The sequence below is a fragment of the Paraglaciecola arctica BSs20135 genome, from assembly GCF_000314995.1.
Classification (GTDB): domain Bacteria; phylum Pseudomonadota; class Gammaproteobacteria; order Enterobacterales; family Alteromonadaceae; genus Paraglaciecola; species Paraglaciecola arctica.
The window spans coordinates 1-13,045 of sequence record NZ_BAEO01000038.1 but is presented as its reverse complement, the minus strand read 5'-3'; the positions used below and the strand labels follow the sequence as shown (position 1 = coordinate 13,045).

Genomic DNA, 13,045 nt, shown 5'->3' with positions numbered 1-13,045 from the left:
TATTTTTTGTTTTAATAAGCGTTAAAACACTTTAGTGCTTAGTTGCAACCTGCAAGTAACGGTTAAAATTAGCTTGGTTCGATTGCTTTAACGATAGGCACTGCTTAGCAGAGTCCATGGCTATATCATAGCTGCGTGCCATGCCGTCAAAGTTAGCTTTTTTATCGGCATAGAATTTTTCGGCAAGCTTAATATTGTCTGCATCACAGGAGGTTGAAAAGTACTCAGGCATACTGGCAATGTGATAGGCCGGCATTTTTTTCGATAATACATCAAAGTTTAGATCCAACCAAGCATAGAACATGGTCTGATCATCTAGACCACTAATTGCAAAGTATACGTTAGTAATGGCATTGGCAGGACTAACATGATCCGATAAAGCAAAGTCTAAGGTTTTTGCTATTTTTTGCTCATCGGTGAAAATCATCGCTCGGCTGACTGTACCGCGAATGTTCGCATCTGTATTGGCAACATAAAAACCTCTTAACTTGGTAAACCAATCTTGCTCACTAAATCGAGACATATTTCTCAATGCTCTAGTGGCTATGCTTCTGGGCACACTAATAGGATCTTCTAAATACTTATTAGCTAGTTCAGCGCTTACTTTTTCAACTTTTGGGGTGTTGGCATAACGACTTAATATGCCGTATACAGAGCCCCGTAAACGTGTTGTATCAGTTGAGTCACTAAGTTGATCTTCGACACCTAGGCGTTCAAACCAAGGCGTGAGTTTGTTGGCCGCAAATTGACCAAACATGGCTTCGTTATCTTTGTCTACTAAATACAGGAAGTCATTCAAAGTGCTAACAACAGCTCTGCCAATCATAGGATCTTTGTCATCGACTAAAACATCCATAACAGTCATCATTTCGCCCAACTCAATTTCACCAGCTGAGAACAACGCTTGTGTATTGTAGAGCAAGGATTTTTTCTCGCGAGCGTTTAATACTGATATATCGTCAAGTAAAGCTGAAAGTTGTGCGGGTGATACTTTCCAGCGCATATAACCCATGGCGTTTTCGTTAGGAAAAATCCAATCAGCCTCAGCAAGCTCGCTGACTGTTGTTTTGGCTGAATTAAGGAACAAATTAGTGCGAGATACTTTGCCGTTTTTCTTATAACTAATCGCCAGAGGCACAATCCAAGTTTGTTCTTTAACTTCTGCTCCTTGTAGGTGGTAACGAGATTGGCTAATCTCACCATTTGCCGCAAATTCAACTAATGGGTAGCTCGGTTGTTCTAGGTAAGTTTTCATCATGGCAGGCACATCGAAGTTGGCTACTGTAGATAACACTTTCCACAGGTCATCCGCCTGAGCATTTTTAAATGCATTGTTTTTCATATAGGTTTGAATGCCTTTTTGGAAGGCTTTTTCGCCTACCATGGATTCAATAAGCTGCAAAATAGACTCACCTTTACTGTAATTTAAGCCAAGGCCATCCATTACATCAGTTTGGCTTCTTACGACTTTTTTAACGGGCTTTACTGTTGGGCTAGCGTCGGCACCAAATGCACCTTCTTGTACTAATTGACCTTTAACGTTTTGCTCTGGGTATAAGTCCATCATCACTTTACTGGCCATCCATGAAGCAAAAGCTTCGTTTAGCCATAAGTCATCCCACCATGCCATAGTGACTAAGTTTCCGTACCACATATGCGCAAGTTCATGGGCAATCACGCTTAATGTGCCACTTTGTTCTGCTAGGCGGGGTTCGTCTTCAAGTAATAACAAACTGCTACGATAGGTGACTAAGCCTGCGTTTTCCATTGCCCCAAAAGTAAAGTTAGGCACGGCTATAAAATCGAGTTTTTCATAAGGGTAGGGCGAGCCAAAATAGCTTTCTAAATTCTCTAAAATAGCTGCAGTATGTTTGGCCGCAAATTTAGTACGTGCAGCTTGCCCTTTAGGTGTGTAAATTTTGCCTGGCACACTCAAATTTGGAATGTCATAAGAGTCTAGTTCTCCCACCGCTAATGCCAATATATAACTAGGCATTGGTTTGGTCTTATTAAACTCTACTGTCTGCCAACCATCTTTCACCGTGCGATTGTTAACTAAGGTGTTGGACAAAACAGTGTGTTTTTCAGGAGATATAATTGTCATCTGATAAGGAATTTTAAATCCTGGCTCATCAAAACTAGGAAAAGCGCGTCTAGCGTACATATCTTCAAATTGAGTGAACACATAGTTCAGTCCTTCAAATTTTGACAAATACATGCCATCAGATGAAGTATTGATTTTCCCATCAAATACAATATGCAATTTGTATCGGTTAGCAGCAATTTTTTGACTCGCTTTGCCGTGCTGGATCTCGTATTCATGGGAGGTGACAGTTAGCGGTATACGGGTGTCGCCGTTAGTTAAGTAAGCCTGATGAATGTCGAGATCTTTTTGGTAAAAACCAATCGTATCTGTAGCCTTTGTCACATCAATTGTAATTGTTGTTTCACCACTAAATGTAGGGCTGTCTGGATCAATCTTTAGCGTAATCTGCTGAAAACTAGGTTTAATAAATGTGGATAATCGAAAGGCGGTTTCTTTGGCATAGCTAGTGACTGAAATTGTCATACTTAGCAACAGCCATGAACACAAGTGTTTAAGCTTCATAATGTTTCCCTGAAGTATTTTTATAGTGAGTACAGTGATTTTACTGCACGCACCCTAATTAAATTATTGAAAAAAGCAATAATGAAATGGTTAACAAATGTGTATGAGAAACTGGGGTTGTGTAAAGGGTGGTGCAAAGTTAAGCACAAAAAAAAAGGCGCTAGTGCGCCTTTTTTGAATTATGTAGTGCTTATTACTTTGTAGGGAACTGATAATCCTCTAAAGTTTTTCTCAAAGCCAACTTATTGAGTTTACCTGTCGCTGTATGAGGTAACTCTTCGACAAACACAACGTCGTCTGGCATTGATATCTTGTGAAGTTTGTTTTGTAAAAACTCTATTATTTCTTCCGTAGATACACTTGAATCGGCCTGAAGCACTACAACTAGTAGTGGACGCTCTGTCCATTTGGGATGATAACGTCCGATGGCTGCGGCTTCGGCTACTTCCGGATGACTCACTGCTGCATTTTCAATCTCTATTGAACTGACCCATTCTCCACCCGTTTTGATAACGTCTTTGGTGCGATCGGTAATTTGCAAATAACCTTGGGGGTTAATAGTCGCTACGTCGCCGGTATCAAACCAACCAAGTTCATCCACTGGACATCCTTCTGAACCAGGTACTTGTGATAAACCATAATAGCCACTGGCTACCCAAGGGCCACGTACTTTAAGGGCGCCAAAGGCGACACCATCCCATGGTAATTCTTGATTGTTTTCATCGACGATACGCATTTCAATACCAAATACGCCACGGCCTTGTAAACATTGTAAATCGATTAACTCTTCTTCAGTCAAATCATCCATGCCTGCTTTTTTACAAAAAATAGTACCAAGCGGGCTAGTTTCGGTCATACCCCAGCCTTGGACCACTTCTATATTATGCAGATGCTTAAAGCGTTCGATAATAGTTCTGGGACAAGCCGCACCACCAACACTCACACGAGTCATGCTAGGAATGGTTTTACCGGTTTTCTCCAAATAATCTAGTAGTCCTAACCAAATGGTAGGCACCCCTGAACTAAAGGTCACTTTTTCGGTTTCAATCAGGTTTTGCAGTGATTCACCATCAGCCATTTTCGGCCCAGGCATAACCATCTTCGAGCCTGCCATTAATGCGGCATAAGGTGCACCCCATGCATTAACATGGAACATAGGCACTATGGGAAGAGTGGTTTCTTTATAAGACGCCGCAACCACGTCAGGCATGCTCCCGCCTAATGCATGTAATACAGTTGAGCGATGGCTATACACTACACCTTTAGGATTACCTGTTGTGCCTGAGGTGTAACACATGGCGCTGGCAGTATTTTCATCAAACTCAGGCCATTCAAAGGAAGTGGACTGCTTGCTTAAAAGTGTTTCGTAACACATCACGTTAGGCAAAGTCGTTTTTGGCATATGAGCTTCATCGGTTAAAATGATGTAACCCTCAACTTTAGGAAGATGATCTTTTAGTGCTTCTAATAATGGCACCACTAATAAATCCACAAAGAGAAATCTGTCTTCAGCGTGATTGATAATGTAGTTCACTTGCTCAGGGAACAATTTAGGATTGATGGTATGACACACCATGCCACTGCCAGATACCCCATAATAAAGCTCTAGATGGCGATAATCGTTCCAAGCTAAGGTACCAATGCGATCACCAAATTTAGCACCAAGCTCGACTAAAGCGTTAGCCAACTGACGGCTACGATTAGCAAAATCTTTATAGGTATGTCTATGTCTTGGATTATCTGCTGTGACAGAAACAATCTCCGAATCCGGAAAGTTCTTATCCGCGTGTCTAAGTATGGATGAGATCATTAACTGGGTGTTCATCATCAAGGCTTGCATATTTTTTCCTTTAATTTATCTGTATCTATAAAAGTACAAAGCGTTCGAACCACAGAGAACACAGAGAACTGCGCTACACAGAGAAAAGCGACTAGATTGTTAAGACCAACATGTCTCTTCTCTGTGCTTTCAGTGTCCTATGTGGTAAAAAATTATTTTTGTATTTCAGAGCTCGTAGCTACAAGCTCGTCACTCTTTCTTACCAAGCCGTTACGCCGCCATCAACGGCGATGGTTTGCCCGGTCATATAAGAATTACCCGGAGACAAAATTAACAACATGGTATTCACCACTTCTTGAGGTTTAGATAAGCGTTTCATAGGTGTACCTCTAGCTAATTGAGCTTGGCCTTCTTCTGACGCAAACTCACCTAAAATAGCGGTAGGACTGTAGAAAGGACAGATGGCATTACAACGCACGCCTTTTCTTGCGTACTCCACTGCTGCGGTTCTCGTTAAACCTACTACTGCATGTTTGGCTGCAGCATATGCACCGCCTTTTGGAGCGCCACCTAAACCAGCCAAAGAACTGATATTGAGCACATGGCCTTCGCCTTGTTTAAGCATCGCTTCGATTTGGTATTTCATACCAAACAACACACCGTTGACGTTAACATTAAATTGGCTGTGCATAGTGTCTTCAGTCAATTGATGTAAGGGAGTCAAATCGTGAGCTATGCCAGCATTGTTGACACCTATGTCTACTCGACCAAATTTTTCTAAGGCGCTATCTACCATATTTTTGCAATCTTGTTCTTTGGAAACATCACACAACATCGAGATTGCATTGTCTTGGTTTGGTAAAGAGGCCAATGTCTCATTTAAGTTTTGTTGGTTGATATCACTTATCACCAATTTACATCCACGTTTAGCAAGACCTTGTGCTAACAAACGACCAAAGCCGCCTCCGGCACCCGTAATCAAGGCTACTTTTCCAGTAAAATCTAATAACTCATCCATCAATTTGTTCCTGTTCTTGTATTACTAAAAATTAAAGTGGGTTGGCATTCATAAAGGTTAATAATACTTCAGCGAGTTGTTCGCCTTTATCTTCCTGTAAAAAATGCCCGCCTTGCTCAATAGTGGTATGTGCCTGACCTTCGCAGCCAGGAATAAGTTTGTGCATAATTTTGTCGCCTCCCGCAGTTACAGGATCTGAATCACTAAATGCGGTGATAAACGGCTTTTTGAATTGTTGTAGGGATTCCCAAGCTAATCTGTTGTCCTGACTTGCTGGGTTATCTGGTGTTGTGGGCACAAGCAGTGGAAACTGTCTTACACCTGCCTTATAAGTTTCATCAGGAAAAGGCGCATCATATGCGGCCAGCACTTCAGGACTAAGAGGGCTAACAGTGGCACCTTTAATAATGCCAGCTACTGGAAACACTTCTACTTCTTGAGAAAAAGTTTGCCAATTCAAGAATGCTTCGCTGGCACTATGATCGCCAGTAGGCAGCATAGTGTTTGCAGCTAAAACCCGTGCAAATAAATCCGAATGTTCTGCTACTAAACGTAATCCCAGTAATCCGCCCCAATCTTGACATACTAAAGTAATGTCCTTTAGGTCTAATTGGATGATTACTTGGCGCACCCAATCAAGGTGTCGCTGAAACGTATAGTCACTTCGTTCAGTGGGTTTGTCTGATTTACCAAAGCCAATCAAATCAGGTGTGATAACTCTATAACCAGCTGCCACAACTGGACCAATCATTTTACGATATAGATACGACCAGCTAGGTTCGCCATGCAGCATTAATACTACATCGCCATCTTTTGGGCCTTCATCTACATAATGGAGTTTCAGCAAACCACCTTCATTATCATCGACTTGCAAAAAATGAGGGGTGTAACTGAAGTCTGTTATTTGTTCGAAACAGTGTTCAGGGGTGGTCAAATACTGCAATGCTCGTCTCTCCATGTAATTTTTTTGTAAAATAATTGTGGTGTAGAACATCAAAAGTGTCATGAAAAGTCAACTTGCTCAGACTAATGAAGAATTATCCATTTAATGAATAGATTCGCTGCTTAATATGTATTACTTGGACTTAGCACTAATAATCTGTGCTTATTCTGCAGTATAAAATCAATAAATTAGAATGATTGGGACGGGTGGCCTAGTATCCGTTAATACATTTTAAGCTGGTAAGAGGTCTATATGAGTCAAGTCGAAACACAAGCTGTTGGTTATGAGCTAATTGAAACCCCATCTGCAAATAATAAAGTTGCAGCGTTATGGATGCAAAATCCCCCTGTTAATGCATTGTCTAAATCTGTACGTGTCGGACTAATAGAGCATCTAAATGCTGCGATTGCTGACGAGTCAGTTGACGTCATTGTTATTTCGTCTAAACAGAACTTGTTTTCTGGTGGAGCGGATATCAGTGAATTTTCTGGTGGTGATCTAGAGCCTAATCTGCCTGTAGTGCTAGATGTCATTGAAAATTCACCTAAGCCTGTAGTCGCTGTTTTAAACGGCCCTGCATTTGGTGGCGGTTTAGAAGTGGCCTTGTCTTGTCATTACCGAGTAACCTTTGCGTCTAATAAAGTGGGCTTGCCAGAAGTTAACCTAGGTATTTTACCTGGAGCGGGTGGCACCCAGCGTTTACCTAGATTAGCAGGTGTGCAGCAAGCGCTGGATATGATTGTTTCTGGTCGCCCTGTTGCTGCTAAAAAGTTACCTGGTGTTTTTGATGTTGTAGTGGATTCCCCTGAAACATTACTTAGTAGTGCATTGGCGTTTTGCGAAAAAGTAGTTGCTGAAGGTAGCAAAGTACGTAAAACCTGCGATGTGCAAATTGATGTGAGCACTGCACCTAAAGAATTATTTGCTCAATACCGTAAAGGTTTAGCGACTCAAGCTAGAGGCTTTTTTGCTCCGGAACGTTGTATCCAAGCGGTCGAAGCATCTGTTGAGTTACCTTTTGCTGAAGGTTTAGTTCGCGAAGGTGAGCTGTTCATGGAATGTATGCGTTCTAAAGAAGCACGTGCACAGCAACACTTTTTCTTCGCTGAACGTGCTGCGTCTCATGTTAAAGACTTCGATAAAGAAACCCCTGTAAGAGACATCAAAACAGTCGGTATTATTGGCGCAGGTACTATGGGCGGCGGCATTGCCATGAACTTTGCCAATGCAGGTATTCCTGTGATCATGCTTGAGCTTAAACAAGAAGCCTTAGATAAAGGTTTGGCGTTAATTCGTAAAAACTACGAAAACTCAGCGAAAAAAGGCAAGCTTACTGCAGAGCAAGTCGAAGACAGAATGGCCTTGTTAACTGGCTCTACTGAATACGCTGCCTTAAGTGATGTGGACTTAGTGATTGAAGCTGTATTTGAAAAAATGTCAGTCAAGCAAGAAGTCTTTAAGGCCTTAGACGCTGTTTGTAAGCCTGGCGCCATTTTAGCCTCTAACACTTCTACCTTAGATATCGATGAGATTGGTGAAGCCACTAAGCGTCCTGAAGATGTCATTGGTTTGCATTTCTTTAGTCCTGCTAACGTAATGAAATTGCTAGAAGTTGTTAAAACCAGCAAAACATCGCCTGAAGTGATTAAAACCGCTATGAAAATGGCTAAGAAGATCAACAAGGTTGCTGTTCTAGTTGGTGTTTGTTTTGGTTTTGTCGGTAACCGTATGATTGAAGGATACGGACGTGAAGCGAATCGCATGATGCTTGAGGGTGGTACACCAGAACATATCGATAAAGTTATTTACGACTTTGGTTTGCCAATGGGTCCTTTCACTATGGGCGATATGGCTGGACAAGATATCGGTGCTTTTGTGCGTGAATCACGTCGCGAATTTATTAAGCATGATCCAACTTACTGCATTTTAGCTGACAAGCTAGTAGAGCAGGGCAGAGTAGGATTAAAAGCCGGTAAAGGTGTGTACTTATACGAAGCAGGTAACCGTAAACCCATTCCTGATCCAAGTGTACTTGAGCTAGCGAAACAAGTTGCTGCAGATTTAGGCGTGGCGCAACGTGACATTAGCGACCAAGAAATTATCGAACGGATTATTTTCCCTATGATCAACGAAGGTGCGTTGATATTAGAAGAAGGTATTGCTGCTAAATCTAGCGATATCGATGTGATTTATGTCTATGGTTATGGTTTCCCTGTTTATCGCGGTGGCCCTATGCAGTATGCCGATGAGATTGGTTTAAAAACTGTGTATGACGCTATGTGTAAATATCGCGATGAGTTAGGCGAGCATGGTAAAAACTGGTTTGAACCTGCACCTTTACTTAAAAAATTAGCTGAGCAAGGTAAAAGATTCGCTGACCTATAGTTGTCAGCACTTACCTTATTTCAAACGAATTAAACATATTTTAAAGAGAACATTATGAAAGAAGCAGTCATTGTATCAACCGCAAGAACCCCTATCGGCCGTGCTTATAAAGGCGCATTTAATAATCTTGAAATGCCAAGTTTGGGTGGCCATGCTATCCGTGAAGCAGTAAAAAGATCTGGTGTCGATCCTGCCAGTATTGATGATGTCATCATGGGCAGTGCCTTAACCCAAGGTAGTGGCAGCATGAACATTGGTCGTTTGGCTGGACTAGCGGCTGGTTTACCTACTTCGGTATCGGGCATGACACTTGACCGTCAATGTAGTTCAGGTATGTATGCTATCGCTACTGCAGCAAAACATATTATTACTGATAATGTACCTGTAATGGTAGCTGGTGGACTTGATTCAGTTAGTTTAGTGCAAAACAAGTCAATGAATACTCACCGTATCGTTGATCCAGCTTTAGCTAAAATGCACAAAAATATTTATATGCCTATGTTACAAACCGCTGAAGTAGTAGCAGCTCGTTACGGTATTAATCGTGATGCGCAAGATGAATATGCATATCGTAGCCAAATGCGTACTGCTGCTGCACAAGCTGCTGGCAAGTTTGATGATGAAATAGTGCCGGTAACTGCGACCAAAGTCATTATTGACCGCGAAACCAAAGTCGAAAGCTTCCAAGAAGTTACGCTTAGTAAAGACGAAGGTAACCGTGCTGAAACCACATTAGAAGGTTTGAAAAACCTAAAACCTGTTATCGAAGGTGGTGTTATTACTGCTGGTAATGCTAGCCAATTGTCTGACGGTGCATCTGCGTGTGTCATCATGAGCGATAAACTAGCTGAACAACAAAACCTAACACCACTAGGTGCTTATCGCGGTATTGCTGTTGCCGGTTGTGAACCTGATGAAATGGGTATTGGCCCGGTTTTCGCTATTCCAAAATTGCTTAAACGTCATGGCCTAACCATGAACGATATTGGTTTATGGGAATTAAACGAAGCCTTCGCTGTGCAAGTATTATATTGCCGCGACAAGTTAGGTATTGACGACAATATTCTAAATGTAAACGGTGGGGCTATTTCTATAGGTCATCCTTACGGAATGAGTGGCGCACGTATGGTTGGTCACGCTTTGATTGAAGGCAAACGTCGCGGCGCTAAATATGTAGTTTGTACTATGTGTATTGGTGGCGGAATGGGTGCTGCAGGGTTGTTTGAAGTTTATTAGATTAAGCTTAGAGCTAGGAGCCACGCGCTTCTAGCTAAAATATCCGAAAAAAGCGACAGATAAAAAAATAAGTAAAAGATTTAAGAGGCACGTTATGCAATATTTTAAGGCCCCACAAAAAGAAGCCTTGTTCGTGATGAACGAATTATTAGGTTATGAGAAGCATTATGCTGATTTGGGTTTTACAGATGCGACCCCTGACATGGTTGAAGCCATTTTTTCAGAAGCGGCTAAATTTGCTGAAAATGTATTAGCACCCATCAACGCCAGCGGTGATGCTGAAGGTTGTAAGTGGGAAGATGGTGTAGTGACTACTCCTACTGGTTTTAAAGACGCTTACCAACAATATGTTGAAGGTGGTTGGACTGGCATGACTCACCCTGAAAAGTTTGGTGGTCAAGCACTACCTTATTCGCTAAATAGTGTGATGGCTGAATGGTTTTCTTCAGCAAATCACTCTTGGGCTATGTATCCTGGTTTGAGCCAAGGTTGTATTGAAACCTTAAAAGAACATGGTACCGAAGCACAACAAAAAATGTTTTTACATAATCTTGTTGGCGGCAGTTGGACAGGCACTATGTGTTTGACCGAACCTCATTGTGGATCGGATTTGGGGATGCTGAAATGTAAAGCAGAACCCAATGATGATGGCAGCTATAGCTTGACTGGAACCAAGATCTTTATCTCGGCTGGTGAGCATGATATGTCTGAAAATATCGTGCATATAGTGATTGCACGTTTACCAGATGCGCCTAGTGGAACTAAAGGTATTTCATTATTTGTTGTGCCAAAATTCCATGCTGGTCCTGAAGGCGAAAAATTGGATCGTAATGCTGTTACTTGTGGCTCGATTGAACACAAAATGGGTATTAAAGGTTCAGCTACTTGTGTGATTAATTTCGATGGTGCCAAAGGTTATTTGGTAGGTACCGAAAACCGTGGTCTTAACTGCATGTTTACTTTTATGAACTCTGCTCGTATAGGCACAGGTTTAGAAGGTTTGTCTGCATCTGAAGCTGCGTTTCAAGGGGCGTTAGCCTACGCTAAGGACCGTTTACAGTTCAGAGCCATGACTGGGGTTAAAAATCCTGACGGTCCAGCTGATCCGATTATTAATCATCCTGATGTTCGTCGTATGTTGCTGACTCAAAAAGCTTTCGCAGAAGGTAATAGGGCATTAGCTATATATGCAATGAAATTGGTTGATGTGACTCAGGCCAGTCAAGATGAAGATGCTAAAACATTCGCAAATTCTAAGCTAGCTTTGTTAACACCTATTGTTAAAGCATTCCTAACAGAAACTGCTCAAGAATCTACCAGTTATGGTATGCAAGTTTTTGGTGGCCATGGCTTCATCGCTGAGTGGGGCATGGAACAACTAGCTCGTGATACGCGTATTTGTACAATGTACGAAGGCACAACAGGTATTCAGGCGATAGATTTATTAGCCAGAAAAGTAGTTGGCTCGAACGGTAAGTTACTGACAGTATTCACTAACGAAGTGAAGGAATACTGCAAAAGTATTCGTGATAAAAGCCAGTTTAATGCTTGGTCGAACAGTATCGATAAACATATAGATGAATGGCATCAAATTACTGAAGATATTATGCAGCGAGCGGCTAAAAACCCTGCAGAACTAGGTGCTGCATCTGTTGATTATTTGATGTATTCTGGCTATATAGTGGTTGGTTATTTCTGGCTACAAATGGCTGTTGTTGCTCAGCAAAAGCTGGACGATGGCACAGGCGATCCAGAGTTCTATAAAGCCAAATTACACACAGCTAAGTTTTATTTTGACCGTTTATTAACACGTACACGTTCTCTAGTATCTTCTATGGAATCTGGTGCTGATAACTTAATGGACATGGAAGAAGAACAATTTAATATTGTTTAAGCTTCATACTCCAATAGGATAATAAGAAGTTAGGCTGGGAAATATAAAAAGCGGACAATTTTAAATTGTCCGCTTTTTTTTGAATTAAACGAATTGAATTTGATAGGTAAAATAGCCATGAAACATCACACAATCGATATTGAAAGCGTGAATATTCATTATGTTGAAGCTGGGGCTATTGACAATAATGAACCGCCACGCCAAAGCATAATATTTTTGCATGGTTTCCCTGAATACTGGGGGACATGGCATGCACAACTTGAGTATTTCTCTAAATCATATCGCGTTATAGCGCCAGACTTACCCGGTTATAATTTAAGTGGTAAACCTCAGCAGCAATCGTTTTTCGAAGTGCCTAATCTTATTCAGTTTATTGCCAAGTTTATTCAAGGCGTGGCACCACAAGAAAAGATTATCTTAGTGGCTCACGACTGGGGCGGTGCCATCGCATGGCCTCTAGCTGCGTTTTTTCCGCAACTTATTGAGCGTTTGGTAATACTTAATGCCGCTCACCCTAGTACTTTTACACGTGAAATGATCCATAACCCAGAACAACGTCAAAAAAGTGAGTATATCCATGAATTGGTTGCCCATGACGGAGTAGCAAGGTTGTCTGCAAATCATCACCAGTATATTAAAGACAAAATATTTAATGGTATGCGCGAGGGCACATTGAATGAGCTTCAGCGCCAGACTTATCAGCAAGTATGGGCTCAACCCGGCGCAGTAGAGGGTATGCTGCAATATTATAGGGCTATGCCACAACTAGCCCCCTCTGAAAAAAACAACAGTGACAAAGGCGCACAAGTGATTGCACCCACACAGATGAAAATCCCCAATATTCGTATTACTTGTCCAACGTTAGTTTTGTGGGGAGAGCAAGACCAAGCTTTTGTTAAAGAAAATATTGATGGCATAGAGGAATATGTGCCCGACGTGCGAGTTAAACGTTTTCCTGATGCTAGTCATTGGTTACAACATGAGTTACCTGATGAAGTGAATCAGCAAATAGATGAATTTCTTAAAACGACTAAAAGCGTTTGAACCACGGAGGCACAGAGCGCTTCGCTGCACAGAGGAATAGATTGTTAAGAATTAATTCTTTTTCTCTGTGTCTTCCTTTTCCTCAGTGGTTAATTTTTTTATTTTTTAGATCTTCAGCCATAAAAGCGTTTGAACCA

General features: G+C 41.5%; 8 protein-coding genes. 4 read left to right on the top strand and 4 right to left on the bottom strand.

The annotated features are described in order from the left end of the window. Positions 1-31: 31 nt before the first annotated feature. From GARC_RS13340 to GARC_RS13320, 4 genes are all read right to left on the bottom strand, one after another. A complete protein-coding gene (locus GARC_RS13340; RefSeq protein ID WP_007620928.1) occupies positions 32-2,608 on the bottom strand; it encodes a M1 family metallopeptidase in 2,577 nt (858 codons plus the stop codon). 193 nt (positions 2,609-2,801) lie between these two features. Beyond that, positions 2,802-4,448, bottom strand: coding sequence for a long-chain-fatty-acid--CoA ligase (locus GARC_RS13330; protein ID WP_007620927.1), 1,647 nt, complete (start codon positions 4,446-4,448; stop codon positions 2,802-2,804). A gap of 199 nt (positions 4,449-4,647) precedes the next feature. After that, positions 4,648-5,406, bottom strand: a complete 759-nt coding sequence (locus GARC_RS13325) for an SDR family NAD(P)-dependent oxidoreductase (protein WP_007620926.1) — start codon at positions 5,404-5,406, stop codon at positions 4,648-4,650. Between the two features lie 31 nt (positions 5,407-5,437). Beyond that, a complete protein-coding gene (locus tag GARC_RS13320) occupies positions 5,438-6,349 on the bottom strand; it encodes a haloalkane dehalogenase (RefSeq protein WP_007620925.1) in 912 nt (303 codons plus the stop codon). A gap of 252 nt (positions 6,350-6,601) precedes the next feature. Between GARC_RS13320 and GARC_RS13315 the strand changes: the two genes are divergently transcribed. The 4 genes from GARC_RS13315 (at position 6,602) to GARC_RS13300 (ending at position 12,908) form a co-directional block, all read left to right on the top strand. Then, positions 6,602-8,734, top strand: coding sequence for a 3-hydroxyacyl-CoA dehydrogenase NAD-binding domain-containing protein (locus GARC_RS13315; protein WP_007620923.1), 2,133 nt, complete (start codon positions 6,602-6,604; stop codon positions 8,732-8,734). A gap of 54 nt (positions 8,735-8,788) precedes the next feature. Beyond that, a complete protein-coding gene (locus GARC_RS13310) occupies positions 8,789-9,970 on the top strand; it encodes an acetyl-CoA C-acyltransferase (protein ID WP_007620921.1) in 1,182 nt (393 codons plus the stop codon). A 94-nt stretch (positions 9,971-10,064) separates the two neighbouring features. Next, positions 10,065-11,864: an acyl-CoA dehydrogenase C-terminal domain-containing protein gene (locus tag GARC_RS13305; protein ID WP_007620919.1), complete on the top strand. Its 1,800-nt coding sequence runs from the start codon at positions 10,065-10,067 to the stop codon at positions 11,862-11,864. A gap of 117 nt (positions 11,865-11,981) precedes the next feature. Beyond that, positions 11,982-12,908 carry an alpha/beta fold hydrolase gene (locus GARC_RS13300; protein WP_007620917.1) on the top strand — a complete coding sequence of 309 codons (927 nt, stop codon included), beginning with the start codon at positions 11,982-11,984 and terminating at the stop codon, positions 12,906-12,908. The last annotated feature ends 137 nt before the right edge of the window (positions 12,909-13,045 follow it).